General features: G+C 63.0%; 25 protein-coding genes. 16 read left to right on the top strand and 9 right to left on the bottom strand.

Features of this window, described 5'->3' with window-relative positions; genetic code table 11:
* Positions 1-202: 202 nt before the first annotated feature.
* Genes K5X80_RS10460 through K5X80_RS10470 form a run of 3 tightly spaced genes read left to right on the top strand, consistent with a single transcriptional unit; the run spans position 203 to position 2,669 of the window.
* Positions 203-1,051 (top strand): AAA family ATPase, encoded by an 849-nt coding sequence (locus tag K5X80_RS10460; protein ID WP_222557687.1) that lies wholly within the window; start codon positions 203-205, stop codon positions 1,049-1,051.
* Positions 1,052-1,055: 4 nt separating this feature from the next.
* Positions 1,056-1,484 (top strand): GFA family protein, encoded by a 429-nt coding sequence (locus tag K5X80_RS10465; protein WP_222557688.1) that lies wholly within the window; start codon positions 1,056-1,058, stop codon positions 1,482-1,484.
* A 3-nt stretch (positions 1,485-1,487) separates the two neighbouring features.
* Positions 1,488-2,669, top strand: coding sequence for a vWA domain-containing protein (locus K5X80_RS10470; protein WP_222557689.1), 1,182 nt, complete (start codon positions 1,488-1,490; stop codon positions 2,667-2,669).
* Between the two features lie 34 nt (positions 2,670-2,703).
* Here K5X80_RS10470 and K5X80_RS10475 read toward each other — a convergent pair whose 3' ends face one another.
* A complete protein-coding gene (locus K5X80_RS10475; protein WP_222557690.1) occupies positions 2,704-3,909 on the bottom strand; it encodes an exo-beta-N-acetylmuramidase NamZ family protein in 1,206 nt (401 codons plus the stop codon).
* The gene (locus K5X80_RS10480; RefSeq protein ID WP_222557691.1) at positions 3,906-4,439 is read right to left on the bottom strand and encodes a DOMON-like domain-containing protein; all 534 of its coding nucleotides are present in this window, start codon (positions 4,437-4,439) and stop codon (positions 3,906-3,908) included. The genes K5X80_RS10475 and K5X80_RS10480 overlap by 4 nt, the downstream gene beginning before the upstream one ends.
* Before the next feature lie 30 nt (positions 4,440-4,469).
* On the opposite strand from K5X80_RS10480, the gene tyrS reads away from it, so the two are divergent.
* The 5 genes from tyrS (at position 4,470) to K5X80_RS10505 (ending at position 9,119) form a co-directional block, all read left to right on the top strand.
* Entirely contained in the window at positions 4,470-5,705 is a 1,236-nt protein-coding gene (gene tyrS, locus K5X80_RS10485; protein ID WP_222557692.1) for a tyrosine--tRNA ligase, read from the top strand.
* 80 nt (positions 5,706-5,785) lie between these two features.
* Positions 5,786-6,121, top strand: coding sequence for a PilZ domain-containing protein (locus K5X80_RS10490; protein WP_222557693.1), 336 nt, complete (start codon positions 5,786-5,788; stop codon positions 6,119-6,121).
* A gap of 89 nt (positions 6,122-6,210) precedes the next feature.
* Positions 6,211-7,485, top strand: coding sequence for an MFS transporter (locus K5X80_RS10495; RefSeq protein ID WP_222557694.1), 1,275 nt, complete (start codon positions 6,211-6,213; stop codon positions 7,483-7,485).
* The gene (cysK, locus tag K5X80_RS10500) at positions 7,482-8,399 is read left to right on the top strand and encodes a cysteine synthase A (protein ID WP_222557695.1); all 918 of its coding nucleotides are present in this window, start codon (positions 7,482-7,484) and stop codon (positions 8,397-8,399) included. The genes K5X80_RS10495 and cysK overlap by 4 nt, the downstream gene beginning before the upstream one ends.
* Before the next feature lie 6 nt (positions 8,400-8,405).
* Positions 8,406-9,119, top strand: a complete 714-nt coding sequence (locus K5X80_RS10505) for a dienelactone hydrolase family protein (RefSeq protein WP_222557696.1) — start codon at positions 8,406-8,408, stop codon at positions 9,117-9,119.
* Between the two features lie 7 nt (positions 9,120-9,126).
* Here K5X80_RS10505 and K5X80_RS10510 read toward each other — a convergent pair whose 3' ends face one another.
* From K5X80_RS10510 to K5X80_RS10525, 4 genes are all read right to left on the bottom strand, one after another.
* Positions 9,127-9,423: a hypothetical protein gene (locus tag K5X80_RS10510; protein WP_222557697.1), complete on the bottom strand. Its 297-nt coding sequence runs from the start codon at positions 9,421-9,423 to the stop codon at positions 9,127-9,129.
* A gap of 199 nt (positions 9,424-9,622) precedes the next feature.
* On the bottom strand, positions 9,623-11,428 hold the full coding sequence (locus K5X80_RS10515; RefSeq protein WP_222560430.1) for an acyl-CoA dehydrogenase C-terminal domain-containing protein: 1,806 nt from the start codon (positions 11,426-11,428) through the stop codon (positions 9,623-9,625).
* Positions 11,429-11,502: 74 nt separating this feature from the next.
* On the bottom strand, positions 11,503-11,838 hold the full coding sequence (hisI, locus tag K5X80_RS10520; RefSeq protein WP_349306067.1) for a phosphoribosyl-AMP cyclohydrolase: 336 nt from the start codon (positions 11,836-11,838) through the stop codon (positions 11,503-11,505).
* Between the two features lie 419 nt (positions 11,839-12,257).
* Positions 12,258-13,049: a ComF family protein gene (locus K5X80_RS10525; protein WP_222557699.1), complete on the bottom strand. Its 792-nt coding sequence runs from the start codon at positions 13,047-13,049 to the stop codon at positions 12,258-12,260.
* Between the two features lie 75 nt (positions 13,050-13,124).
* On the opposite strand from K5X80_RS10525, the gene K5X80_RS10530 reads away from it, so the two are divergent.
* Positions 13,125-13,907, top strand: a complete 783-nt coding sequence (locus K5X80_RS10530) for a methyltransferase domain-containing protein (protein WP_222557700.1) — start codon at positions 13,125-13,127, stop codon at positions 13,905-13,907.
* Between the two features lie 32 nt (positions 13,908-13,939).
* Here K5X80_RS10530 and ppdK read toward each other — a convergent pair whose 3' ends face one another.
* The 3 genes from ppdK to K5X80_RS10545 form a co-directional block, all read right to left on the bottom strand.
* Complete coding sequence (gene ppdK, locus K5X80_RS10535; protein ID WP_222557701.1) at positions 13,940-16,603, bottom strand: pyruvate, phosphate dikinase; 2,664 nt, start codon at positions 16,601-16,603, stop codon at positions 13,940-13,942.
* A 72-nt stretch (positions 16,604-16,675) separates the two neighbouring features.
* Positions 16,676-18,682 carry a glycine--tRNA ligase subunit beta gene (glyS, locus tag K5X80_RS10540; RefSeq protein ID WP_222557702.1) on the bottom strand — a complete coding sequence of 669 codons (2,007 nt, stop codon included), beginning with the start codon at positions 18,680-18,682 and terminating at the stop codon, positions 16,676-16,678.
* The gene (locus K5X80_RS10545) at positions 18,679-19,578 is read right to left on the bottom strand and encodes a glycine--tRNA ligase subunit alpha (RefSeq protein ID WP_261390498.1); all 900 of its coding nucleotides are present in this window, start codon (positions 19,576-19,578) and stop codon (positions 18,679-18,681) included. The genes glyS and K5X80_RS10545 overlap by 4 nt, the downstream gene beginning before the upstream one ends.
* 145 nt (positions 19,579-19,723) lie before the next feature.
* Here K5X80_RS10545 and K5X80_RS10550 point away from each other — a divergent pair, with 145 nt between their 5' ends.
* The 7 genes from K5X80_RS10550 to K5X80_RS10580 all read left to right on the top strand — a co-directional run bounded on the left by K5X80_RS10550 (position 19,724) and on the right by K5X80_RS10580 (position 25,874).
* A complete protein-coding gene (locus tag K5X80_RS10550) occupies positions 19,724-20,656 on the top strand; it encodes a TraB/GumN family protein (protein WP_222557704.1) in 933 nt (310 codons plus the stop codon).
* Positions 20,653-21,516 (top strand): TraB/GumN family protein, encoded by an 864-nt coding sequence (locus K5X80_RS10555; protein ID WP_222557705.1) that lies wholly within the window; start codon positions 20,653-20,655, stop codon positions 21,514-21,516. The genes K5X80_RS10550 and K5X80_RS10555 overlap by 4 nt, the downstream gene beginning before the upstream one ends.
* 135 nt (positions 21,517-21,651) lie before the next feature.
* Positions 21,652-22,281: a 50S ribosomal protein L25/general stress protein Ctc gene (locus K5X80_RS10560; RefSeq protein ID WP_222557706.1), complete on the top strand. Its 630-nt coding sequence runs from the start codon at positions 21,652-21,654 to the stop codon at positions 22,279-22,281.
* 73 nt (positions 22,282-22,354) lie between these two features.
* Positions 22,355-22,918, top strand: a complete 564-nt coding sequence (gene pth, locus K5X80_RS10565) for an aminoacyl-tRNA hydrolase (RefSeq protein ID WP_222557707.1) — start codon at positions 22,355-22,357, stop codon at positions 22,916-22,918.
* 160 nt (positions 22,919-23,078) lie between these two features.
* Positions 23,079-24,074, top strand: a complete 996-nt coding sequence (locus tag K5X80_RS10570) for an SDR family oxidoreductase (RefSeq protein WP_222557708.1) — start codon at positions 23,079-23,081, stop codon at positions 24,072-24,074.
* 218 nt (positions 24,075-24,292) lie between these two features.
* Positions 24,293-25,393: a redox-regulated ATPase YchF gene (ychF, locus tag K5X80_RS10575; RefSeq protein WP_222557709.1), complete on the top strand. Its 1,101-nt coding sequence runs from the start codon at positions 24,293-24,295 to the stop codon at positions 25,391-25,393.
* Between the two features lie 10 nt (positions 25,394-25,403).
* Positions 25,404-25,874 carry a MaoC family dehydratase gene (locus K5X80_RS10580; protein ID WP_222557710.1) on the top strand — a complete coding sequence of 157 codons (471 nt, stop codon included), beginning with the start codon at positions 25,404-25,406 and terminating at the stop codon, positions 25,872-25,874.
* The last annotated feature ends 10 nt before the right edge of the window (positions 25,875-25,884 follow it).

The raw sequence follows: 25,884 nt of genomic DNA on the forward strand, positions 1-25,884 counted from the left end.
TTTCTTTTGTGGGGGATGCCATCGGTTTGGCGTGCGAACCTGTTGTGAAATGATCGCAGCCCCGGAGTTGGCGCACCGACCTGCCGTGGCGCTGTAAAAATCATTGCATTGGCATCGTTCGCGATGCAGCGGTGATGGTTCGCGATTGATGTGAACGTTGGCACGCCGGGATGCGCGCCAGCCGATAAGGACGATATTACCGATGACCACGCGTTTCGAGGGGACCCAGAACTATGTCGCGACGGATGATCTCAAGGTTGCGGTCAACGCTGCGGTAACCTTGCGCCGCCCGCTGCTGGTGAAAGGGGAACCCGGCACCGGCAAGACCGTGCTCGCGCACGAAATCGCCAAGGCGATTGATGCGCCGTTGATCGAATGGAACGTCAAGAGCACAACCAAGGCCCAGCAGGGGCTTTACGAATACGATGCGGTGGCCCGCCTGCGCGATGGCCAGTTGGGCGACGAGCGGGTCCACGATATCCGCAACTACATCAAGAAAGGCAAACTGTGGGAGGCTTTCACGGCCGAACAGTTGCCGGTCCTGTTGATCGACGAAATCGACAAGGCCGATATCGAATTCCCCAACGACCTGTTGCAGGAACTCGACCGTATGAGCTTCGACGTTTACGAAACGCAGGAGCGGATCGAAGCGAAGGAACGGCCTATCGTCGTCATCACTTCGAACAACGAGAAGGAACTGCCCGACGCTTTCCTGCGCCGTTGCTTCTTCCACTACATCAAATTCCCCGATCCGGAGACGATGCGCGATATCGTGGAAGTCCACTTCCCCGGCATTCAAAAGCAACTGGTCACCAAAGCGATGGAAATGTTCTACGAACTGCGCGAAACGCCGGGGCTGAAGAAAAAGCCGAGCACTTCGGAACTGCTTGATTGGCTCAAGCTGCTGCTGGTCGAGGATATGCCGCTGGACGTGCTCCAGAACCGCGATCCGACCAAGGCGATCCCGCCACTCCATGGTGCATTGCTGAAAAACGAACAGGATATCATGATGTTCGAACGTCTGGCCTTCATGGCCCGGCGGGAGCGTTGATCGTATGGCTTTTGCCGGACAATGCGCCTGCGGGCAGGTGAAAGTAGCGGTCAAGGCGGATGCGCCTGTCGCCACGCGCCAATGCTGGTGTCGCCAATGCCAGCAGCTTGCCGCCGGTGGACCGACGCACAACGCGATCTTTGATGCCGGCGATGTCACCGTAACCGGCGATACCGCCTCCTCCGGTTGGACTGCCGCCAGCGGCAATACGCTGACGTACTACTTCTGCCCGTCCTGCGGCACGCAGGTTTACGGGCAGAGTTCGGCCCGGATGCATCTCAAGACCGTGCGGATCGGTGTGCTGGGCGCAACGCCCGCGCTGAGGCCGCAGATGGCGATCTGGACAGCCGAGGCCCCGGAATGGGCGATGATCGATCCCGCGCTTGAACGACATGCGGGCCAGCCCCCTGCCCCGGTCATTGCAAAGGATTGAGGGATGTTCCTCAGTTTCCTCGACGAATTGCGTGCAGCCGGGATTCCGGCAAGCCTCAAGGAGCATCTGATCCTGCTTGAGGCGCTGGACCGTGATGTGATCGAACAGACGCCGGAAGCGTTCTACTATCTTTCGCGCGCAACGTACGTGAAAGACGAGGGGCTGCTCGATCGCTTCGACCAGGTGTTTCAGAAAGTCTTCAAGGGGATTTTCAGCGACTATGGCCAGCAGCCGGTGGATATTCCCGCAGAATGGCTGAAAGCCGTGGCCGAGAAGTTCCTCACGCCTGAGGAGATGGCGCAGATCGAATCTCTCGGCAGTTGGGATGAGATCATGGAGACGCTCAAGAAACGGCTTGAGGAACAGCACGGCCGCCATCAGGGCGGAAACAAGTGGATCGGAACTGGGGGAACGAGTCCGTTCGGCAATTCGGGCTACAACCCCGAAGGCGTGCGGATCGGCGGAGAAAGCCGCCACAAACGCGCGATCAAGGTGTGGGAAAAGCGCGAGTTCGCCAATCTGGACAGTTCGCGCGAACTGGGCACGCGCAATATCAAGGTGGCGCTGCGTCGCCTGCGCCGCTTTGCGCGGGAAGGCGCGGCCAGCGAACTGGATATCGACGCCACCATCCGCGGCACGGCCCGGCAGGGTTTCCTCGATATCCATATGCGCCCGGAACGGCACAACGCGGTGAAAGTGCTGCTGTTCCTTGATGTCGGGGGATCGATGGATCCCTATATCCGACTTGTCGAGGAACTGTTCAGCGCGGCCACCACCGAATTCAAGAATCTGGAATTTTTCTACTTCCACAACTGCCTTTATGAAGGCGTGTGGCAGGACAATCACCGCCGATGGCAGGAACGAACATCCACTTGGAATATCCTCCATAAATACGGGCACGATTACAAAGTGATCTTCGTCGGCGATGCCGCGATGAGCCCATACGAAATCGCCTATCCCGGCGGGTCCGTCGAACATATGAACGAGGAAGCGGGCGCTGTTTGGCTGGAACGGGTGCTGCACACCTATCCTGCGACCGTCTGGCTCAATCCGGTGAAGCAGGATTACTGGAGCTACAGCCAGTCGACCACGATGATCCGGCAGTTGTTCGGCGAACGGATGTATCCGTTGACGCTGGACGGGCTCGACGATGCCATGCGGGAACTGACGCGCAAGCGGAATTGAGTGCTGGCGGACAGGTGTCCGGCACCTATCCGGATCAGCGATAAAGCAGAAACCGGCGGGTTTCTTCGCTCCAGCGCTGTTCATCCACCGCTGCCAGCGCATCGAGATCCCCGGCGGCAGCTTGCCGATCATCAACCCATTCGCGCAGTGCCGGGCCGCCGTTGATCACATCGATGGCCAAACGCTCGAACTCATACTCATAGGGAAAATCGCGCCAGATCGGATAATCCGGGTAGAGATTGCGGATCGCCTTGAACGCCAGGGCCTGCAACCGCCAGGGGCTAAACGCGATATGATCGTAGAATCTGCCTTCAGCATGAATCATCAGCGCGTTGCAAAGCTGCCCCTGATGCTTGTGGAAAGTCGGTTCGAACCAGCACGGGCGAATGGCGCAACCGGCCAGCCATACCGGCGCCAGTCGGTGCATCTCGCCCAGCACTTTCACGGCATCGATATCGGGTGCGCCGAACAGCACTTCGAGCGGACGGGTCGTGCCCCTGCCCTCGCTCAAGGTCGTGCCTTCCAGCATCACAGTGCCCGCATAGGCGCGCGCCATGTTGAGATTGGCGGCGTTGGGGCTGGGATTGATCCAGATGCGGCTATCGGGCCAGCCAAAGCCCGGCGCGGCATCGGGTTGCCAGCCTTCCATCGGGATGACGCGATAATCGACATCGAGTTTGAAATGATCGACGAACCACTGGCCCATTTCGCCCAGCGTAAGCCCATGCCGCATGACCATCGGCCCCGCACCGACGAAGCTTTCCTGCCCAGGCAGCAGCAGCGTGCCTTCTACCGGCCTGCCGGCGGGATTGGGGCGATCGAGCACCCACACGCTCTTGCCTTGCGCGGCAGCAGCTTCGAGCATGTAAAGCAACGTGGTGACGAACGTGTAGATACGGCAGCCCAGATCCTGCAGATCGAACAGGAACACATCGGCCGTATCCATCATTGCAGGCGTGGGACGGCGCACTTCGCCATAAAGGCTGAAAATGGGAATGCCGTAGGCTGGGTCCAGCTCATCGTCGGTTTCGACCATGTTATCCTGCTTGTCGCCCTTCAACCCATGTTGTGGGCCAAAAGCCGCCGTCAACGTGATGTCAGAACAGGCCGCCAGTGCATCGAGCGAGTGGACGAGACCCTGTGTAACGGAGGCGGGATGCGCGACGAGCGCTACCCGTTTCCCCAACAGCGGTTTGCGCAGTTCCTGTTCCGCCAGCAGGCGATCGATCCCGAATTTCATACGCGCTGCGGTGCCGGAACCGCCGCAATGAAGCAAGACGGATCGTGAAAATCAGGCTCACCCGCTGGATGCGCCAGGGCCCAATAGCTTTTGATCCCGCCCCGCTCCTCGATCACCGCGCTGAGTCCCACGCGGCCCGTATCGAGCTTGAAACCGGGAAGCTTCGCCGTGAGCACGAAAAGCTGTTCGCCGCTTTGATGATCGATCACCGGCCCTTCGCCCGCTTCGATATCCTGCCGGTTTTCGCGGTAGGCCGAAAAACGATAGGCCGCCCAGCGCTGCGACGGAGAGAAATTGAATTCCTCATAAGCAGTGCCGCTTTGCTGTGCGAAGAGTTCGAAGCAAGTGGTTTGCCACAATTCGGCCCCCCGCCCCGAACCGGCATAGCTGGGCAAGACCAGCGCCGAACAGCCATCGACCCGCCACCGCAGGAGCAGGCCGCTCGCCGGATGATCGAAAATGGTGGCAGTGATATTTTTAACGGCAACAGACGGTGTATCGGGGTGGCAGACGAGCCTATGCGTTCCCAAGCGGGTTTCTCCGTGCTAGGCGCGCGCGCGATGACCAGCGCCATGAATTACCAATCGACTCTGCTGCGCCTACTCGACGAGCGCGGCTATATCCACCAGCTTACCGATGCCGAGGGGCTGGACGCCCTTGCGCAGCGGCAGATCGTGCCGGGCTATATCGGCTTCGATCCCACTGCGCCATCGTTGCATGTGGGCCATCTGGTTTCGATCATGATGTTGCGCCAGTTGCAGCGCGCCGGTCACAAACCCATCGTGGTGATGGGCGGCGGCACCGGCAAGATCGGCGATCCCAGCTTCAAGGACGAGGCGCGCAAGCTGCTGACCGGCGATGTGATCGCGCACAACGTCGCTTCGATCCGGCGCGTGTTCGAACGCTTCCTGACTTTTGGCGATGGACCGACCGATGCGATTATGGTCGACAACGCAGAGTGGCTGGACAAGCTGGAATACATCCCCTTCCTGCGGGATATCGGACAGCACTTCTCGGTCAACCGCATGCTCAGCTTTGACTCGGTCAAGCTGCGGCTCGATCGCGAGCAATCGCTGAGCTTTCTCGAATTCAACTACATGATTCTCCAGGCATACGATTTCTTGGAACTGTCGCGCCGTGCGGGGTGCCGCCTTCAGATGGGCGGATCGGATCAATGGGGCAATATCGTCAACGGCGTGGAACTGTCGCGCCGGGTGGACGGGACGCAGGTCTTCGGCCTCACCACTCCGCTGCTGACCAATGCCGATGGCACGAAAATGGGCAAGACCGTCGGTGGGGCCGTCTGGCTGAACGAAGACCAGCTTTCCAATTACGATTACTGGCAATTCTGGCGCAACACCGCCGATGCCGATGTTCCGGCGCGCCTGCGTCTGTTCACCGATCTGCCGCTGGATGAAATCGCGCGTCTATCGGCATTGTCGGGCAGCGCCATCAACGAAGCGAAAATCGCGCTGGCCAACGAAGCGACGAAACTATGCCGTGGCGAAGACGCGGCGCAAGCGGCCGAAGCGACAGCTTCGGCGACGTTCGCCGGTGGCGGGGTCGGGGCGGAATTGCCCGAATTCGCACTGCCTGCCGAAGGGATCGGCCTGATCGATGCCCTGGTCGGCATCGGCTTCGCTGCGAGTCGCGGTGAGGCCAAAAGGCTGATCGCCGGTGGCGGGGCCAAGCTGGATGGCGAAAGCATCAAGGACGATGCCCATCTGATCCCCGGCGGAGCGGAAGTCCGCATCTCGGCTGGTAAGAAGAAACACGGCGTACTGCGCCCTGTGTGAGGTGGGTGGGCAACTTTTACCGAAATTTAAGCCACCCGTGCCATGCTCGCCCAGCAGCAGGACAAGGAGATGTTGTGATCGTGGCTGGTGGTGCCCACCTTTCCGTTCCGGACATGCGCCGTTCCACGCGCCATCCCGTCAATCATACGGTTGTCGCCGAACATCGTGACCATGGCGATGTCTCTATGCGCATCGTCAATATCTCGGCGCAGGGCTTCATGATCGACAACGCCGAAAATCTTGCCCGTGGCGATCGTGTGCTGATCCGCCTGCCCGAAGTCGGCCGGATCGAAGGCTATTGCATGTGGACCAAGGACAACCGCGCCGGGTTCCAGTTCGAACGCCTGCTGCGGCTCGACAGTTTCGCCAGCATCGTCGAACAATTGCAGCCCACACCGCTACGACGCTCGCACTGACGCGGCACTTCATCCGTCGAAAGACGGAGCATGGCAGGCCATAGCTTCAATTGCTTGGCATGCTGCCCCACCGATGTCATGGGCGCTGTGTGCAGGACGTAAATTCTCCGTTACAGATCCGCGACTACCAGTTTTTCTGGCTGGCGCGCTTCTTGGCAGTCTTCTCGACACTCTCGATGGTGGTCCTGATCGGCTACCAGACATACGACGTCGCGCGATCCGATTACGGCATGGATAAGGCGCAGGCGGCTTTCCAGCTTGGTCTTCTGGGGCTCGTCCAGTTCATTCCGCTGTTCCTTCTCACGCCGGTCGCGGGCTATGCGGCCGACCGTTTCGAACGGCGCAAAGTGGCAGTCTTCGCCAATCTGCTCGACAGTTGCAGCGCGCTGGCGCTCGCTCTGTTCACCTGGTTCGACGCGCTTAACCTGCCGATCCTGTTCACCATCGCGGCGGCGCATGGTGCCGCCCGGATTTTCACCGGGCCCGCGCTCAGCGCGATTGCGCCGAACATTGTGCCGCCCCGGCTGTTGCCCAAGGCCATCGCGCTCAGTTCTATCGCCTGGCAGGCGGGTACCGTCATCGGTCCGGCGGTCGGCGGGCTGCTGTTCGGTCTGTCCGAATCGTTGCCCTATTTCGTATCGTTCGGGCTGCTGCTCACATCCGCGGCGCTGACTCTGGGCATCAGGCCGGTTCATCCACCGCGTGACGGGAAGGAGCTGAAACCGCTCCGCCAGATGGCCGAAGGGCTGACTTTCACGATCAGGCAGCGTTTCCTGCTCGGCTGCATCACGCTCGATCTGTTTGCCGTCCTGCTTGGCGGGGCCACTGCCCTGCTGCCAGTCTATGCCCGCGATATTCTCCATGTCGGGGCGGAAGGACTCGGCATCATGCGCGGCGCGCCAGCACTGGGTGCGGGGTTGGTCGCGCTGTGGCTGTCTTTCCGCCCGGTGGAACGGAATGTCGGGGTCAAGATGCTATGGGCGGTGGTGGTGTTCGGCGCAGCGACTATCGGCTTCGGCCTTTCTACCGAGATGTGGCTGTCGCTCACGATGCTGTTCGTCCTTGGCGCCGCAGACATGGTTTCGGTCTTCATTCGCAGCACGCTGGTGCAGCTTCACACGCCGGATGCGATGCGCGGGCGCGTGTCGTCCGTTTCGGGTCTCGCCATATCGGCATCGAATGAGCTGGGCGAAATGCGCGCCGGCGCATTCGCCGCGGTGATGGGCAGTGTGGGCGCGGTTGTCATCGGCGGCGCAGGTGCGATATTCATCACGGCATTGTGGTCATGGCTGTTCCCGGAATTGCGCCGGGCGCGAACATTCGATCCACAGGATTCTGACGACAACAAGGGAAGAGCGACATGAAAGCCGACAATATCCTCGCCACTATCGGCAACACCCCCCACATTCGTCTTTCCCGGCTGTTTCCGAATCACGAAGTGTGGGTGAAGTCCGAACGTTCCAACCCCGGCGGCTCGATCAAGGATCGTATCGCGCTTGCCATGGTCGAAGCGGCGGAGGCCAACGGCAGCCTTAAACCCGGCGGCACTATTGTCGAGCCGACCTCGGGCAACACCGGGATCGGTCTTGCGATGGTAGCCGCAGTCAAGGGGTACAAGCTGATTCTCGTCATGCCCGAAAGCATGTCGATCGAACGGCGGCGGCTGATGCTGGCCTATGGCGCCACTTTTGATCTCACACCGCGTGAAAAGGGCATGAAAGGTGCGTTGGAACGGGCGGCGGAACTGGTCGCCACCACACCCGGCGCATGGATGCCGCAGCAGTTCGAAAATCCCGCTAATGTCGCGGTCCACGCGAACACCACCGCACAGGAAATCCTCGCCGACTTCGCCGATACGCCGATCTCGCTGCTGGTCAGCGGCGTGGGCACCGGCGGGCATCTGACCGGCTGCGCCGAAGTGTTGAAAGCCCGCTGGCCGGATATGAAGGCCTACGCGGTGGAACCCACGCTTTCCCCGGTCATTTCCGGTGGCCAACCCGGCCCCCACCCCATCCAGGGGATCGGCGCGGGCTTCATTCCGGGCAATCTGCACACCCAGGCCATCGATGGCGCGATTCAGGTCGAAGCGGAAGACGCCAAGGAAATGGCCCGCCGCTGCGCTCGGGAGGAAGGCATTCTGATCGGCATCAGTTCAGGGGCGACACTGGCCGCCATTGCCCAGAAGTTGCCCGATCTTGCCCCCGGCGCGCGCGTGCTCGGCTTCAATTACGATACGGGCGAACGTTATCTTTCGGTTCCCGACTTCCTGCCGGAGTAAGCGTGCATGAGCGGCTTTGAGCCCATCCGTTATCACCACGGCGAAGTGGCGCTTACCGGGCGGTTGATCCGTCCGGCGGGCCCACCCCGCGCCGGGATCGTGATTTATCCTACGATCATCAACGGATCGGCGCGGATCGAGCAGGCTGCGCGCGATCTGGCGGCTTCCGGCTATCTGGCGTTTATTGCCGATTTCTACGGCGAGATTCCTGCGGATTTCGACGCCGCGCGGCCGCTGGCCGACGCGGCCCGGGCGGATACCGGCTATTTCCGCCAACGCTTGCGCGCTGCGTTGGATGCCTTGCGCGGCCTGCCTGAAATGCAGGGCCTGCCGATGGCCGCCATTGGCTATTGCATGGGCGGTGCGGCAGTCCTTGAACTGGCGCGCGACGGGGCCGATCTGGCGGCGGTGGTCAGTTTTCACGGCCTGCTCGACACGGACCGTCCGGCACCCCCCGGGGTGATCGCCGCGCGCATTCTGGTGTGCCACGGCGATGCCGATCCGCTCGCCCCGCGAGAGAACGTTCTGGCTTTCTGGAAAGAAATGGATGCCGCTGGGGCGACCTGGCATTTCCATAGCTATTCCGGCGTGAAACACAATTTCACCGACCCGGCCAGCGATCTGCGTGGATCGGATATGTTCGGCTACAATGCCAGCGCCGACCGGCAAAGCTGGGCCGCGATGCAATCGCTGTTCGACGAAGTGTTCGCAGCCGGCTGACCGCCCCTTATCGCTGCGCTTCTGCCTTTGCTTGGGTATCGGGCTTGCCGTCGCCATCGTCATCAAAAAGGTCGGGCTTGCCGTCGCCGTCGCTATCCCAGGCGTCGGCCACGCCGTTGGCATCGCGATCCCAGGCATCGGGCACGCCATCGTTATCGGTGTCGACGGACGGAGGAACCTGGGCCGCGCCGCCCGCTTTCGGCGGTGGAGCATGATGTGTCTGCGCCATAGCTCCGGTTGCGCCCAGAGCGATGGCCAATGCGGTGGCGGTGCTGGCTGCGGCCAGCTTCCAGGGAGAAGTCATTCGCAATTCCTTTCGCAGCCCCCTGTTACGAAGCCAGACTCAGACATCGAAACAGGGGGAGCGAGGAGATTGCGACAGCTTGGGCCGCCCACCGGGTGAACCGGCATGTCTGCACCATCCACCGCAGATTGGCGCCATTTCACGGCCCGATCAGGCGGGACATCCGCCCGATAAGGTCACTTTCCAGCGATAATCCGTCTCAGGACACCGCGCCGAAAGCGTCAGCGGGCAAGGCCATCATGGCATCGCTGCCGCCTTCGATCATATGGCGCAGCGCACCCGCCTCGGGCATCATACGATCGGCGAAGTAACGCGCCGTGACGAGCTTCGCCTCATAAAAGGCCTTGTCCTCGGCACCTTCGGCCAGCTTGCGCGCAGCAACGCGGGCCATGCGCAACCACATCAGCCCCACGCAGACGATACCCATCAGGCTGAGGTAGTTGAACGCGCCCGCCCCCACATTGTTGGGATTGGTCATGCCGTTCTGGAGGAACCACATCGTGGCGGCCTTCTGCTCTCCGACGGCTTTGGCCAGCTTGGCGGCAATCTCGCTCAGTTGCGCATCGTCCTTGGCGGCGGCGATATCCTCGTCCACCAGTTGGAAGAATGCCTGGATCGCTCGCCCGCCATCCTTGGCCAGCTTGCGGCCGCACAGGTCCATCGCCTGCACGCCGTTGGTGCCTTCGTAGATCATCGGAATGCGGGCATCGCGGACGAACTGTTCCATCCCCCATTCGGTGATGTAGCCATGGCCGCCGTAGACCTGCTGCATGGCCACCGTGACTTCGAACGCCTTCTCGGTGGTATAGCCTTTGACGATCGGCGTCAGCAGCCCGATCAGATCATCGGCCGCCTGCCGTTCCTCCGCCGTCTTCGCCTTGTGCGCCAGATCGACCTGCAACCCGCTCCACAGCGCCAGTGCGCGCAGACCTTCCGTCAGCGCCTTGGCATTCATCAGCATGCGCCGCACATCCGGATGGACGATGATCGGATCGGCCGGTTGACCGGGATCTGCGGGGCCGGTCAGCGCCCTGCCCTGCCGCCGTTCGCGGGCATAGTTGGCGCCGTTCTGGAAAGCCGTTTCCGCCTGCCCCAGCCCCTGGATACCGACGCCGAGGCGCGCCGCGTTCATCATCACGAACATCGCCGCGAGCCCACGATTTTCCTGCCCGACGAGCCAGCCCTTGGCCCCGTCGTAATTCATCACGCAGGTGGCGCTGCCATGCAGCCCCATCTTCTCCTCGATCGCGCCGCAGGACAGCGTGTTGCGTTCGCCGAGCGAACCATCCGCATTCACCAGAATCTTGGGAACGACGAACAGCGAAATTCCCTTCGTACCTTCCGGTGCGTCGGGCATCTTGGCCAGCACGAGATGGATGATGTTCTCTGTCAGGTCGTGTTCGCCGGATGAGATGAAGATCTTCGTGCCGCTGATCGCATAGGAACCATCATCCTGCGGCACAGCCTTGGTGCGGATCAGGCCGAGATCGGTGCCGCAATGCGCTTCGGTCAGATTCATCGTACCCAGCCATTCGCCGGAAACCAGCCTGGGCAGATAGGTCTGCTGCTGCTCCTGCGTCCCTGCATTGGCGAGAGCAGCCACCGCCCCCATCGCCAGCCCCGGATAGAGGCCGAACCCGATATTCGCCGCATCGACGAATTCCTCGACCACGAAATTGAGCACGTGCGGCAGCCCTTGCCCGCCGAACTCGGTAGGCATCGAGATCGCCCCCCAGCCCGCCTCGCGGAACTGGTTGTAGGCTTCCCTGAAGCCCGGCGGTGTCGTCACCCTGCCATCGGGATGGCGGGTACAGCCTTCCTTGTCGCCGATCATGTTCAGGGGGGCGAGCACTTCGCCAGCGAACTTCCCGGCTTCTTCCACCAGCGTATCGACTAGCTCGGGCGTGACCGCTTCGAACCCCGGCAGATCCGCGTAAGATGAAAGATCGAGCAGTTCGTTAATCACGAAACGGGTGTCGCGGACCGGTGCATTGTAGCTCGGCATCGTATTCCTTCCTGCTGGTGCAGCCATGGAGGCTGCTGGGCTTCAGATGAGCAACGTTTCAAGGGCGGGCTGGTTCATGGCTCCTCGCGCGGGGCCAGTCCATCGCCTTCGAGCCTGCGATAGAAACAGCTCCGTGCGCCAGTGTGGCATGCAGGCCCTTCGGGCACGACTTTCATCACTAGCGCGTCCTGATCGCAATCGACGAGAATCTCCTGCACACGCAGCACGTGGCCGGAGGTTTCGCCCTTCATCCACAGCTTGCCGCGCGAACGCGAATAGAAATGGGCGAATCCCGATTCGCGGGTCTTCGCCAGCGCTTCGGCGTTCAGGAAGGCGATCATCAGAACTTCACCGTCACGGGCATCGGTCGCAACGCCCACCATCAGGCCGTTATCGTCGAATTTCGGCATAAAGGCCGACCCTTGCTCGCGATCGTGCGAATCATGTGAATGGCTGGAAATGGTCATTGTCCTTTGTCGCAACTGATCGTCCGGACCACACGTCCGGGCTTGTTGCACGATAACCACAGATGGCACCGAAAATCCACGTGCCTTGCGGAACACGCTTCCTTCGTTCCGGCATTGATGGGAAACAGTTCTCGCGGTCTTGGAGGGCCGCTCCGCCGGATCTGGCGCGCGAAGCAAGCGCTGAGGTACAGGGGGGATTTAGGCAGCAGCCCATTAAACGAGGCGCGCCGAAACAAGAGGGATCGGACCCGAAGGGGCCATCTGGGGGATGGTTTCTTCAGTCCTAAGAATTTCGTCACGCGGACGCCCGGGATCATTCCCGGGCGTCTTCGTTTATCCGGATCATTCCAGCAGAAGCAGCTTTAGCGGGTTTCGTTATAAGCCTGTGGATCTCCTGCCTGGCCGGTCAGCGCCTCATCCGCCACCCGGGCAAAGCAGGCGATCACCACCTGCTCGGCTCCTGCCCGCCGCAAGGCCGCGACACAGGCATCGCTGGTGGCCCCGCTGGTCAAAACATCGTCCACCAGCACCACCCGGGCACCGCGCACACGCGCCTGCCATTGCGGGGCAAGCGCGATTGCGCCCGACAGGGCGCGCCGGCGCGCCTTGCGGCCGAGCCCGCCCAGTGAGGGCGTTGCTTTGCGGCGCACCAGCGTGTCCACACAGGCGTGCCCCCGGCGCAGTCGGGCCATTTCGCGGGCCAGCAGGGCAGACTGGTTGAAGCCCCGGCGCCATAGCCGCCAGCGATGCAGCGGCACTGGTACGAACAGCCAGTCCGGCCCCACGGTTTGCGGCAGGCGCGCCGCGATCAGGCGCGCCATCATCGGTGCAAGAGCGATCTTGCGCCCATGCTTGAACGACAGGATCAGCTTGCGCGACGCCGGGTTGTAGAGCGTGGCGGCGGCAATCCCGTCATGACGCGGCGGGGTGGCAAGGCACGGGGCGCAGATCGTGCCATCCTGTGCAGCGTCCGAAGCGATGGGCCGCTGGCAAAGGGCGCAGCAGGGCTCCCCCGGGATTGCCAGTTCGCTCCAGCAGGCAGCGCACAGACCGTCCTGCGCGGCCAGCCCCGCGCCGCACAGCGGGCAACGCGGCGGGAACACCAGGTCCACCACCGGGGCGAACGCACGGGCGATATGCTCCGAAACCCCCATCGCCCTGTCATGGACCGGGCGTGGAAGCCCGGCAAGGTGCTTGCGCGATCGGGCCGTGCGCGGCAGGGGGCATGCATGGCCGACAACGCTCCTCCCCCGCCCCGGATATTCCATCCTGCCCGCCGCCGCGCCGCCCGGCAGCGGCTGCGGCACCTCCAAGGCCAGCCCGATGCGCCGCACTATATCCTCGATGACATGATCGAGGACGTGCTGGAGCGGTTGAGTTTCCTCCGCCATGAACCGCAAAGCGCGCTTGTGGTGGGCGACTGGACGGGAATGCTGGCCGCTACACTGGCCGCGAACGGCTGCGCTGTCACCCGTGCCGACAGCGTGCCGGGCGCTGGGGAACAGGCAATCGATGAAGAACGGCCTTACCCCTTCGGTCCGTTCGAACTGGTGGTCAGCCTCGGCACGCTCGATACGGTCAACGACTTGCCCGGGGCACTGGTCCATATCCGCAATGCGCTTGCCCCCGGCGGGCTGGCCATCGCCAGCTTCATGGGAGCGGGCAGTCTGCCCCAGCTGCGCCAGGCCATGCTCGCCGCCGATGGAGAGCGGCCCGCCGCTCGAATGCATCCGATGGTGGATGTGCGGGCCGGCGGGCAACTGCTGCAGCGTGTGGGCTGGGGCCAACCGGTGGTCGACAGCCGGACGCTGACGGTGCGCTTCGGCTCTCTGGAGCGGCTCGTTGGCGATCTGCGTGCGCAGGCGCTGGGCAATGTGCTGGCTTCGGCTGCTCCTCCGCTCACGCGGGCGATGCAGACCAAAGCTCAGGCCGCTTTCCGCGATGCGGCGGACGCCGATGGGCGCACATCCGAACGCTTCGAAATATTGACGTTAAGCGGCTGGCGGGGCTGACATTCTGACGCCAGCCCCGACCTGACTGGATTTCAGCCCAAGGCCGCCTGCGCTGCCGCGAGGCGGGCAATCGGCACGCGGTAGGGCGACGCGCTGACGTAATCGAGCCCGACCTGTTCGCAGAAGGCGATGGAAGCCGGATCGCCGCCATGTTCGCCGCAAATGCCGAGCTTGATGCCTTCGCGCGTCGCCCGGCCCCTTTCGGCTGCAAGCGAGACGAGCTGGCCCACACCTTCCACGTCGAGGCTGACGAAGGGATCGCGCTGATAGATGCCCTTTTCGACATACTGCGCCAGGAAGCGTGCCGCATCGTCGCGGCTGACACCCAGCGTCGTCTGCGTCAGATCGTTGGTGCCGAAGGAGAAGAAATGCGCGGATTCCGCGATTTCCCCCGCCATCAGCGCCGCGCGCGGCAATTCGATCATCGTGCCCACGATATAATCGAGCGTGGTGCCGCATTCGGCGAACACTTCCCCTGCCACCCGGTCGATCAGATCCTTCAGGATATCGAGTTCGCGCTTGGTGCCCACCAATGGCACCATCACTTCGGGGACGATCGCTTCGCCTTCGGCCTTGGCGACGTCGCACGCGGCCTCGAAAATGGCGCGGGCCTGCATTTCGTAGATTTCCGGGTAAGTGATGCCGAGACGGCACCCACGATGGCCCAGCATCGGATTGAATTCGTGCAGTTCTGCGGCCCGTCGGCGCAAGCGGTCGACGCCATAGCCGGTGGCCTGCGCCAGTTCCTCGAATTCCGCGTCGCCGTGGGGCAGAAATTCATGCAGCGGCGGATCGAGCAGACGGATAGTGACCGGCAGGCCCTTCATCACTTCGAAGATGCTGCGGAAATCAGCGCGCTGTTCGGGCAGCAGCTTGGCCAGTGCTTCCCGCCGCCCGGCTTCGTTGTCCGCCAGGATCATCTGGCGCACGGCGGTGATCCGCGTGTCGTCGAAGAACATGTGTTCGGTGCGGCACAGGCCGATGCCTTCCGCGCCGAACTGCCGCGCCATCTGGCAATCGGCGGGCGTTTCGGCATTGGTGCGCACTTTCATCCGGCGGTGCTTGTCGGCCCAGGCCATCAACGTGGCGAAATCGCCGACCAGTTCGGGTTCGATCGTTTTCACTTCACCGGCCATCACATCACCCGTGGCGCCATCGAGCGTGATCAGATCGCCTTCCTTGAGATCGCGATCACCGATCCGCAACGTACGCTCGGCCAGATTGATATGCACCGAGGATGCGCCCGAAACACAGGGTCGGCCCATGCCCCGCGCGACCACCGCCGCGTGGCTGGTCATCCCGCCTCGCGCCGTGAGGATGCCCTTGGCCGCGTGCATGCCGTGAATGTCTTCCGGGCTGGTTTCAACGCGGACCAGAATCACCGCTTCGCCGCGTTCAGCGCGCTTTTCCGCCGTATCGGCGTCGAGCACGATGGCACCGGCGGCCGCGCCCGGCGAGGCAGGCAGCCCCTTGGTGAGAATATCGCGCGGCGCATCGGGATCGAGCGTCGGGTGCAGCAACTGGTCGAGCGCCATCGGATCGACCCGCTTGATCGCGGTCGCTTCGTCGATCAGCCCTTCGCCGACCATATCGACCGCAAGCTTGAGCGCGGCCTTGGCGGTGCGCTTGCCCGAACGGGTCTGGAGCATCCACAGCTTGCCGCGTTCTACGGTAAACTCGATGTCCTGCATGTCCTTGTAATGCTTTTCGAGCAGTTCGAAGACATTGGCCAGTTCGCCATAAGCTTCGGGCATCGCCTCTTCCATGCTCAGCGGCTTGGCATTGGCAGCCTCGCGGGCGCGCCTGGTGAGGTACTGCGGCGTGCGGATGCCCGCGACCACGTCTTCACCCTGCGCATTGACGAGCCATTCGCCGTAATAGGCTTTCTCGCCCGTCGCCGGATCGCGGGTGAAAGCCACACCGGTGGCGCTGGTGTCACCCATGTTGCCGAAGACCATCGCCTGCACGTTGACCGCCGTGCCCCAGCCACCGGGGATATCGTTCAGCCGCCGATAGACCTTGGCGCGGTCGGAATCCCAGCTATCGAACACGGCGGCAATCGCGCCCCAGAGCTGTTCGTTGACATCCTGCGGGAACGGGCGGCCAAGATCGCGCTCGACGATGGCCTCGTATTCGCCGACCAAGGCCGTCCAGTCTTCCGCCAGCATTTCCGTGTCGGAATAGTAGCCCTTGTCTTCCTTGGCGGTTTCCAGCGCTTCCTCGAACGCGCCGTGATCGAGCCCGAGCACCACATCGGAATACATCTGGATGAAACGGCGGTAGGAATCCCAGGCGAACCGCTCGTCGCCCGAAGTGGCGGCAAGGCCTTTCACCGTTTCATCGTTGAGGCCGAGATTGAGCACGGTATCCATCATGCCGGGCATCGAAACCCGCGCGCCCGAACGGACCGAAACGAGCAGCGGATCGGCCGGGTTGCCGAACGTCTTGCCCACGGCCTGTTCGATATGCCGGAGCGCGGTGGCGACTTCGCTGCGCAGCTCCGCCGAAAAGTCCGATCCGCCAGCGAGATAGGCGACACATTCTTCGGTCGTGATCGTAAAGCCCGGCGGCACGGGCAGGCCGATTCCCGCCATTTCCGCCAGATTCGCGCCCTTGCCGCCCACGATCGTCTTGTCGCGGGCGCGCGCATCAGCATGATTGGCGCCACCACCGAATGTGTAGACCGACTTGTTCATATCGAGCCGCCAGCTCCTGTGCTGTTTTCGAGGGGGGTGACAGGGGTGACACAGTCCATAAGGACCGATCCCCTACCCCTCGATCCTTGAGAAATTCGCCACTTTATGCACCGCGGCCCGGAAGCGCGCCAGCAGGTCCAGACGGGCCGCGCGTTTGCCGGGATCGGCATCGTTCACAGTCACTTCGTCGAAGAAGGCATCGATGGGCGCGCGCAGCGATGCCAGCGCGGCCATCGCGCCCGCGAAGTCTTCCGCATCGATGGCGGCCACGGCCCTGGGTTCCGCGGTGTCGAGCGCATCGATCAGCGCCTTCTCGGCCGTTTCGGGCGTATAGGCCAGCGTTGCGGCAGCGCCCGCTTCCGGCCATTCTTCCTTCTTGAGGATATTGGCGGCACGCTTGTACCCGGCGAGGAGATTGGCGCCATCCTCGGTGTCGATGAACGACTGCAGGGCATGGACCCGGGCGAGCAGGCGCACGAGATCGTCCTCCCCACCCAGCGCGAACACGGCATCGATCAGATCGTGGCGAATGCCCGCTTCCTTCTGTTGGACCTTGAGCCGGTCGGCGAAGAAATCGAGCAGATCGCCTTCGGCAATGCTCATTCGCAGGCCGTTGTCGGTCAGCAACCGAATGATGCCCAATGCGGCCCGGCGCAGCGCGAACGGGTCTTTCGATCCGGTCGGCTTTTCATCGATCGAGAAGAAGCTGCGCAGGGTATCGAGCTTGTCCGCCAGGCTGACGGCCACCGTCACCGAGGCGGTGGGAACGTCGTCCCCCTGCCCGACCGGCTTGTAATGATCGCGCACGGCATCGGCCACGGCGTCGCTCTGCCCTTCGGCGCGGGCATAATAGCCGCCCATAAGGCCCTGTAATTCCGGGAATTCGCCAACCATTTCGGTGACGAGATCGGCCTTGGCAAGGCGCGCGGCCAGTTCCGCCTCATCAGCGCTGGCGCCTTTGACGATGCCCTGTTCCACCAGCCAGCGAGCCAGGTTGGCCACCCGGTCGACCTTGTCGGCCACAGTGCCAAGCTTTTCGTGGAACACGATATTGCCCAGCTTCACCGCGTGTTCGGCCAGAGCCTTCTTGCGGTCCACTTCCCAGAAGAAGCGGGCATCGGACAGGCGCGCAGCAAGGACTTTGCGATTGCCGTCCACGATCGCCGCGCCATGGTCCGCCGCCACGATATTGGCGGTGCAGACAAAGGCGTTGGCAAGCTTGCCCTGCGCATCGCGGCAGATAAAATATTTCTGGTTGGTACGGGCAGTTAGCTGGATAACCTCAGGCGGAACCTCAAGATATTCCTCGTCGAACCGGCCGAGCAGCGGCACCGGCCATTCGGTCAGCCCCGCGTTTTCGACCACCAGACCTTCGTCTTCCACCAGCGCCAGCCCGGTCGAGCCTGCGGCGGCCTGCGCGCCGGAACGGACAATGTTTTCGCGTTCGCCATGATCGACGATCACGTGGCAGGCGCGCAGCTTTTCGGCATAGTCGGCCGCGCTGCCGATGGTGATCTCACCGGGGCAATGGAAGCGGTGGCCACGGGTGGCGAAACCGGAGGCAACGCCGCCCACTTCGCATTCCACCAGATCTTCCCCGAAAATCGCGACGATGCCCGAAAGCGGGCGCACCCAGCGCAGGCTCTCACTCGACAGCGAGGCCGCGCCCCAGCGCATCGATTTCGGCCAGGCGAACGCGCGGACGATAGCCGGGATCGCTTCGGCCAGAACGGCTTTGACCGCGCGGCCCGGCTTTTCGGTCACGGCGTAATAGATGCCGTCACGCTCTTCCAACTGGTCCTGCGTCAGCCCGGTCTTGCGCAGGAAGCCTTCCAATGCCTGAGGCGGCGCGGAACTGCGCGGGCCTTTCACTTCCTCGCGCACCGCTTCGGTCTGCGCGGGGAGATCGCGGGCGATCAGCGCCAGGCGGCGCGGGGTCGACCATACGGTGATAGCGCCCGTGGCCACGCCAGCTTCGGCCATTTCCTTGCGGAACAGCTTTTCCAGTTCCGCCCGCGCGCCGGCCTGCATCCGCGCAGGAATTTCTTCGCAGCGCAGTTCGAGGAGGAAATCGCTCATACCGTCCACCCCGGATAGTTCGCCGCCCAGCGGCCTGCTTCCTTGGCCATGTGGGCTTCGCACGAACCGCGCGCCAGATCGCGCACCTGCGCCATATAGCTGGCGCGTTCCTGCACGCTGATCACGCCGCGCGCCTGCAACAGGTTGAAGATATGGCTCGCCTCGATCGCCTGTTCATAGGCCGGGATGGGCAGATTATTGGCGAGGCAGTTGCGGCATTCCTCCACCGCCTTGCGGAACAGGTCGAACAGGCTTTCGGTGTTCGCCACTTCGAAGTTCCACGTGCTCATCTGGCGTTCGTTTTCGAGGAACACGTCGCCATAAGTCACGCCGCGGTCGTTGAACGCGAGATCGTAAACGTTGTCGACGCCCTGGATATACATCGCAAGACGTTCGAGACCGTAAGTCAGTTCGCCCGCCACCGGCTTGCAGTCGAACCCGCCCATCTGCTGGAAATAGGTGAACTGGGTGACTTCCATCCCATCGCACCACACTTCCCAGCCCAGGCCCCAGGCGCCCAGCGTGGGGCTTTCCCAGTCATCTTCGACAAAGCGGATATCGTGTTTGAGCGGATCGATCCCGATCACTTCCAGGCTCTTGAGATAGAGTTCCTGAATATTCTCCGGGCTCGGCTTGAGCACCACCTGATACTGGTAATAGTGTTGCAGCCGGTTGGGGTTTTCGCCGTAACGGCCATCCGTCGGGCGGCGGCAGGGCTGGACGAACGCCGCGCTCCACGGTTCCGGCCCGAGAGCCCGCAAAGTGGTTGCGGGGTGGAACGTGCCCGCCCCCATTCGCATATCGTAGGGCTGCAGGATCAGACAGCCTTGCGCGCCCCAAAAGGAATGAAGCGCAAGGATCATGTCCTGCAGGCACAGTGCACGGCCATCACTCATGGCGGGGCCCATGGCGGATGGGTTTGGGATGGTCAATGCCGCAATGCAAAAGCGTGGCTGAAAAGCCGGTTTTCCATGTCGCTTCCACCGAGTAGGAGGCATAGCGTTCACATCGATGAAACCTCCACCGGAGCAGGCTGGTGCAATGAGACTTCCAATCAGGCAATGGGCTGGGGCATGCGGCGCCCTGATCGCGGCGTTTGCGCTGTCCGGCCCGGCGGCCCGCGCAGAAGCGCCCGCTCCCGCCCCTGTCCTTTCCCCGGCGGCGGTGGAAACCCCGGCGGGAAACGTCGCGCTGTGGAAAGTCGCGGACGAGGATACGACGATCTATCTGTTCGGCACGATCCATCTGCTCGACGGGGATGACGCGTGGTTTTCGGACACTATTGGCAAGGCTCTCGCCACATCGGATCAGCTTGTCACTGAAGTGGATCAGGATAGCGGCGCGGCGGCGAGCGCCATGCTCCTGCGCCGGGCGATGCTGCCCCAAGGGCAAAACTTGCGGGCTCTGATGAGCGCGGAAGATCGCGCGGCTTACGAAAAGGCGCTGCACGCCATCCGCATGCCGGCGGAGACGTTCGACCGGTTCAAGCCGTGGTATGCCGGCCTGATGCTCAATCTCCTGCCGCTGATGCAGAACGGCTATTCGGTCGACAAGGGGGTGGAAGCGGTGCTGACCGCGCGCAAACGGCCGCAGACTGGCACCGGTGCGCTGGAAACAATGGAAGAACAGGTCGATCTGTTCGATGCCCTGCCGCAAACGGCGCAACTCGCCTATCTGCGCAGCACCGCGAAAGCCGCGCCGGATATGGTGGCCACGATTGCCGACATGGTGAAGGAATGGCGCGCGGGCAATGCCGACGCCCTGGCGGAATTGATCAACGACGAAGAAACCGATCCCGCACTGCTGGATCGTATTCTCTATGCCCGCAACACCAGTTGGGCGAACTGGATCGTCAGGCGGCTCGAACAGCCGGGCACGGTGTTCGTGGCCGTGGGTGCGGGCCATCTGGCGGGCCAGGGCAGCGTGCAGGACCAGTTGCGCCGCCGCGGGATCGGGAGCGCGCGTGTCCAATGACGATCCGTCTCGCTCTGGGCGCTGCCCTCGCTCTTTTTGCCGCGGCCTGTTCGCAGCCGCAGGTTCCGGCCACCCCGGCGCTGTGGGAAGTGAGCGGCCCGGACGGCCAGCACGGCTATCTCTTCGGGACGATCCATGCTCTGCCCGCGCATGTCGATTGGCAATCGGGCCGGATCGATGCGGCATTGGAACGGGCGGACAGACTGGTGCTCGAAATTCGCCAGTTGGACGACAGCGCTGCCATGCAGGCGATTTTCACCCGGCTTGCCCGGACGCCGGGCCAGCCCCCGCTTTCCGCCAAAGTCGGCGCGCCCTATCGCGAGGCTCTGGCCAAGCTGATGCAGCAGGCGGGGCTGAAGGAGGCGCAGTTCGCCGATGTCGAAACCTGGGCCGCCGCGCTCACGCTGGCCCAAGCGGTGCGCGGGGCAGCGGATGGCGAAGGGGTGGACCGGGCGCTGATGGCGATGGCCGGGACCAAGCCGGTGGAGGAACTGGAAGGAACCGCGCGGCAACTGGGCCTGTTCGATGCCCTGCCGGAGGAGGAGCAACGCGATCTCCTCGACGCGGTGGTCGCCGAGGCGGCGAGCGCGGCCAGCAACGAGAATCGCATCGAAGGCTATTGGCGCAAGGGTGATATGGCCGCCATCGCGCGCGAAACCGGGCGCGGGATGCTGGCCGATCCCGAATTGCGCCAGGCCCTGCTGGTCGATCGCAACACGGCATGGGCGGATCGGGTGGCGGCGATGCTGCAAGCACGCCAGCGCCCGTTTGTCGCCGTAGGCGCGGCCCATATGGCGGGAGATGAGGGCTTGCCCGCCCTGCTCGCGCAACGCGGCTATACCGTGCGGCGCGTGCAATAGGCCGTCGCAGGCAGGCGATAGCGGCAGCGCTTGCATTTCCGCCGATTTGCCGATAGGGGCCCGCGCTTCGCGGCCATGGTCATCCCTGGAGGCGTGGCGCGAAAGCATAGTAACCGTTTTTCGAAAGGTAAGCAGATGAGCGACGCTCTTACGTTGCCGGCCGAAGCGCGCGAAAAGGCAGGCAAGGGAGCCTCCCGTGCGCTGCGTCGTGCAGGCCGTGTCCCCGCCGTGATTTATGGCGGCAAGGAAGAACCCCAGACGATCCACGTTGAAGAGAAGGAACTGGTCCGCCAGCTCGGCACCGGTCACTTCGCGAACTCGATCGTGATGATCGAAATCGGTGGCAAGAGCGTGCGCACCCTGCCCAAGGATGTCGCTTTCCATCCCGTGAACGACCGTCCGCTGCATGTCGATTTCCTGCGTCTTTCCAAGGATGCCAAGGTCGAAGTGCTGGTGCCGGTGGTGTTCGCCAACGAAGAAGCCTCGCCGGGCCTCAAGAAGGGCGCCGTGCTCAACGTCGTCCGTCACGAACTCGACCTGATCTGCGACGCGGACAAGATTCCGTCGGAAATCGAAGTCGACGTGACCGGTCTGGAAGTCGGCGATTCGATCCACATCAGCCATGTGAAGCTGCCCGCGGGTAGCGAAAGCGCGATCACCGATCGCGATTTCACCATCGCGACGATCGTCGCTCCGTCGGCGTTGAAGCGCGCCGAAGCGGAAGCCGCCGATGGCGAAGCCGCTGCCGAGGAAAGCGAAGGCTGACCCTTCGCCCCGGCTTGGGAAAAGACGCCGGCCCGCACTCGCGCGGCCGGCGTTTTTCTTTTAGGGAACCGTGATGCAACTTTGGGTAGGCCTCGGAAATCCCGGACCGCAATATGCGATGCACCGGCACAACGTCGGCTTCATGGCCGTGGATGTGATCGCGGACATGCACAGCTTCGGTTCGGTGCAGAAGAAGTTTTCCGGATGGGTGCAGGAAGGGCGTATCGGCACCGAAAAGATCGTCCTGCTCAAGCCCGCCACTTTCATGAACGAAAGCGGCCGTTCGGTTTCGGAAGCGATGCGCTTCTACAAGCTCGATCTTTCGGCGTTGACCGTGTTCCATGACGAACTGGATCTGGCGCCGTTCAAAGTGAAAGTGAAAATGGGCGGCGGCATTGCCGGGCACAACGGCCTGCGTTCCATCGCGCAGCATCTCGGCCCCGATTTCCGCCGCATCCGCATCGGCATCGGCCATCCCGGACACAAGGACCGGGTCACGCCTTATGTGCTGGGCAATTACGCCAAGTCCGAAATGGACGATCTGGCCGCCATGCTGGGCGGGATTTCCGCCGAAGCCGAATGGCTGGCGCGCGGCGAGGATGCCCGGTTCATGAGCGAACTGGCCCTCCGCCTCTGATCGCCCGCCTTTTTCGCCATATCGGTCAGCAGTGCCCGTTCGTCTGCGGCATAGACATCACCAACCGGCGGATCGGCCTTGCCCCCTCATCCTCGCATCCATAGGCTGCGCATCTGGCAGCAACTTCGTTACCGCTGCAATAACATAAGGAGAGGAAACCATGCCGGAACTCGATCGCCGCGCGCTGCTGGCGGGCACCGTGGCCGCCACGACGCTCGCCGCCCTGCCCCAGGCCGCCCACTCCGCCCGGACGGGCGCCGTGCAGCCCGATCTGTCCGGCAAGGTCATCCTCGTTACCGGCACATCCAGCGGTTTTGGCCGCCTGGGCGCGGAACATTACGCCCGGCTCGGCGCGAAAGTGTTCGCGACCATGCGCAATCTGCCCCGCCCCGAAGGGGATGCCCTGCGCCAGTTGGCCAGCGACGAGAAGCTCGATCTCACGGTCCTGCCTATCGATGTGCGGGATGAGGCGCAGGTCGCCGCCGGAGTCCGGGAAGCGGAGCGGCTGGCCGGGCGGGCGCTCGATGTCCTCGTCAACAATGCCGGGATCATGATCACCGGCCCTGTCGAAATGCAGGACACGGAAGCCCTGCAATTGCTGTTCGATACCAATCTGTTCGGTTGCCAGCGCATGGCGCGGGCGGTGCTGCCCGGCATGCGCAAGGCAAAAGCGGGCTATATCGTCAACATCGCCTCGCAGGCCGGGAGAGTGATCTATCCGGGCATGGGCGCCTATTCGGCCAGCAAATTCGCGGTGGAATCCTGGGCGGAACAGCTTGCCTATGAAGTTGCCACGCAGGGCGTGGGCATCGGCATTATCGAACCGGGCGGCTATCCCACGCGGGTGATGGAAAATTCGAATCCGGTCTCGTCGGCGCTCAAGGCGCGCGAGCCGGAAGAACGCAAGGCCGCCTATCCGGGCCTCGCCGCGCAGATGGGGCAATCTTCCTCCGCCGGGCAAAGCGATCCGATGGATGTGCCGCGCGCCATTGCCGCGCTGATCGCGATGAAGCCGCAGGATCGCCCCTTGCGCACCATGGTGTCGGCCACACCTTCGCCGCAAGAACCGATCAATGCCGTGGCGGCCGAAGTGCAGCGCAAGATGCTCGGCGGCGGGCCATTTGCGGCGGCGGCGCAAATGGTTCTCGGCAAGTAGAACGGGCCTTGGCCGCCGTGTGACGCAGCGCGGCCTTGATTCCGCGCGCAAAGCGTCTAATCGCGCTGCCTTGGCCGGTGCGCGTCCCGCTCATCCCGGTTTACCTTGTGGTTTTGCGGCAGGTGGATCGATCCGCCCGCCGGGAAAGCACGGCAAAGATATTCAGGCGCGATACCGGCCCTATCAGCCGGGAAACGCTCTGAGGCGAAGGAGCAATAATGGGTTTCCGTTGCGGAATCGTCGGCCTGCCCAATGTCGGCAAATCGACCCTGTTCAATGCGTTGACCGAAACGCAGGCGGCGCAGGCAGCCAATTATCCGTTCTGCACGATCGAGCCCAATGTCGGGCAGGTTTCCGTGCCCGATGCCCGGCTTGAGACGGTGGCGAAGATCGCCAATTCGGCGAAGATCATCCCGACCCAACTGGCATTCGTCGATATCGCGGGCCTTGTGAAAGGGGCGAGCAAGGGCGAAGGTCTGGGCAACCAGTTCCTTGGCAACATTCGCGAAGTGGATGCCATCGTCCATGTACTGCGCTGTTTCGAGGATGACGATATCCAGCACGTCGCCAACAAGGTCGATCCGATTGCGGATGCCGAAGTGGTCGAAACCGAATTGATGCTGGCCGATCTCGAAAGCCTCGAAAAGCGGGTGCCCGCCGCGCAGAAACGCGCGACCGGAGGCGACAAGGAAGCCAGGATCACCGCCAGCGTGCTCGGCCAGGCTCTGGACCTGCTGCGCGAAGGGAAGCCCGCCCGCCTGACCGAACCCAGGGATGACGAGGAAGCGCGGGTCTTTAAGCAGGCGCAATTGCTCACCGCCAAACCGGTGCTCTACGTCTGCAACGTGGCGGAAGAAGACGCCGCGAAGGGCAACGCGCTTTCCGAGCTGGTGTTCGCGAAAGCCGCCGCCGAAGGGGCGCAGGCCGTGGTCGTCTCGGCCGCCATCGAATCCGAACTGGTCGGCATGGATATGGAAGACCGGCAGGAATTCCTCAGCGAACTGGGGCTGGAAGAAACCGGCCTCGCCCGCGTGATTCGCGCGGGCTATCAGTTGCTCGGCCTGAAGACGTTTTTCACTGTCGGCCCCAAGGAAGCCCGCGCCTGGACGTTCCCCACCGGCGCGAAAGCGCCGCAGGCCGCCGGCGAAATCCACACCGATTTCGAAAAGGGCTTCATCCGCGCCGAAACCATCGCCTATGACGACTACGTTGCCCTGGGCGGGGAAGCGCCCGCGCGCGATGCAGGCAAACTGCGCCAGGAAGGCAAGGAATACGTGGTGCAGGACGGGGACGTGATGCACTTTAAATTCAACGTCTAGGCGGGCGCTTATGATCCATTTCGAAGACCTTGTCACAGGAACGGTGGAGCGTTTCGGACGCTACGCGGTGACGCGGGACGAGGTCATCGAATTCGCCGGAAAGTACGACCCCCACCCCTTCCACCTGTCGGATGAAGCGGCGGCGGAAACGTTTTTCGGGCGGCTTTCGGCAAGCGGGTGGCACACCTGCTCGATGACCATGGCGATGTTCGTCGCTCATATTCACGATACACCGCATGCCAGCCATGGCGGCGCGGGGATCGATGATCTGCGCTGGCTCAAGCCGGTCTATCCGGGCGACGTGCTGACGATGGAAACCGAAATTCTGCGCAAACAGCGCAGCCGTTCACGCGCCGATCTCGGCCGGATATGGACGCGGATGACCACGTACAATCAGGATGGCGTGGCCGTGCTCAACATGGTCGCCATCGGGCTCTACGCCGTGCGCGACCCTTCCGCCCCCATCGCGGACGAGGGCTGAGCCCACCGCC

The organism is Caenibius sp. WL, from assembly GCF_019803445.1.
Lineage (GTDB): Bacteria > Pseudomonadota > Alphaproteobacteria > Sphingomonadales > Sphingomonadaceae > Caenibius.

What these genes read in the sequence shown, in the direction of transcription:
- K5X80_RS10460 (WP_222557687.1), top strand. Translation starts at nt 203, where the DNA reads ATGACCACGCGTTTCGAGGGGACCCAGAACTATGTCGCGACGGATGAT.
- K5X80_RS10465 (WP_222557688.1), top strand. Translation starts at nt 1,056, where the DNA reads ATGGCTTTTGCCGGACAATGCGCCTGCGGGCAGGTGAAAGTAGCGGTC.
- K5X80_RS10470 (WP_222557689.1), top strand. Translation starts at nt 1,488, where the DNA reads ATGTTCCTCAGTTTCCTCGACGAATTGCGTGCAGCCGGGATTCCGGCA.
- K5X80_RS10475 (WP_222557690.1), bottom strand. Translation starts at nt 3,909, where the DNA reads ATGAAATTCGGGATCGATCGCCTGCTGGCGGAACAGGAACTGCGCAAA.
- tyrS (WP_222557692.1), top strand. Translation starts at nt 4,470, where the DNA reads ATGACCAGCGCCATGAATTACCAATCGACTCTGCTGCGCCTACTCGAC.
- cysK (WP_222557695.1), top strand. Translation starts at nt 7,482, where the DNA reads ATGAAAGCCGACAATATCCTCGCCACTATCGGCAACACCCCCCACATT.
- K5X80_RS10505 (WP_222557696.1), top strand. Translation starts at nt 8,406, where the DNA reads ATGAGCGGCTTTGAGCCCATCCGTTATCACCACGGCGAAGTGGCGCTT.
- K5X80_RS10510 (WP_222557697.1), bottom strand. Translation starts at nt 9,423, where the DNA reads ATGACTTCTCCCTGGAAGCTGGCCGCAGCCAGCACCGCCACCGCATTG.
- K5X80_RS10515 (WP_222560430.1), bottom strand. Translation starts at nt 11,428, where the DNA reads ATGCCGAGCTACAATGCACCGGTCCGCGACACCCGTTTCGTGATTAAC.
- hisI (WP_349306067.1), bottom strand. Translation starts at nt 11,838, where the DNA reads ATGCCGAAATTCGACGATAACGGCCTGATGGTGGGCGTTGCGACCGAT.
- K5X80_RS10525 (WP_222557699.1), bottom strand. Translation starts at nt 13,049, where the DNA reads ATGGGGGTTTCGGAGCATATCGCCCGTGCGTTCGCCCCGGTGGTGGAC.
- K5X80_RS10530 (WP_222557700.1), top strand. Translation starts at nt 13,125, where the DNA reads ATGGCCGACAACGCTCCTCCCCCGCCCCGGATATTCCATCCTGCCCGC.
- ppdK (WP_222557701.1), bottom strand. Translation starts at nt 16,603, where the DNA reads ATGAACAAGTCGGTCTACACATTCGGTGGTGGCGCCAATCATGCTGAT.
- glyS (WP_222557702.1), bottom strand. Translation starts at nt 18,682, where the DNA reads ATGAGCGATTTCCTCCTCGAACTGCGCTGCGAAGAAATTCCTGCGCGG.
- K5X80_RS10545 (WP_261390498.1), bottom strand. Translation starts at nt 19,578, where the DNA reads ATGAGTGATGGCCGTGCACTGTGCCTGCAGGACATGATCCTTGCGCTT.
- K5X80_RS10550 (WP_222557704.1), top strand. Translation starts at nt 19,724, where the DNA reads ATGAGACTTCCAATCAGGCAATGGGCTGGGGCATGCGGCGCCCTGATC.
- K5X80_RS10555 (WP_222557705.1), top strand. Translation starts at nt 20,653, where the DNA reads ATGACGATCCGTCTCGCTCTGGGCGCTGCCCTCGCTCTTTTTGCCGCG.
- K5X80_RS10560 (WP_222557706.1), top strand. Translation starts at nt 21,652, where the DNA reads ATGAGCGACGCTCTTACGTTGCCGGCCGAAGCGCGCGAAAAGGCAGGC.
- pth (WP_222557707.1), top strand. Translation starts at nt 22,355, where the DNA reads ATGCAACTTTGGGTAGGCCTCGGAAATCCCGGACCGCAATATGCGATG.
- K5X80_RS10570 (WP_222557708.1), top strand. Translation starts at nt 23,079, where the DNA reads ATGCCGGAACTCGATCGCCGCGCGCTGCTGGCGGGCACCGTGGCCGCC.
- ychF (WP_222557709.1), top strand. Translation starts at nt 24,293, where the DNA reads ATGGGTTTCCGTTGCGGAATCGTCGGCCTGCCCAATGTCGGCAAATCG.
- K5X80_RS10580 (WP_222557710.1), top strand. Translation starts at nt 25,404, where the DNA reads ATGATCCATTTCGAAGACCTTGTCACAGGAACGGTGGAGCGTTTCGGA.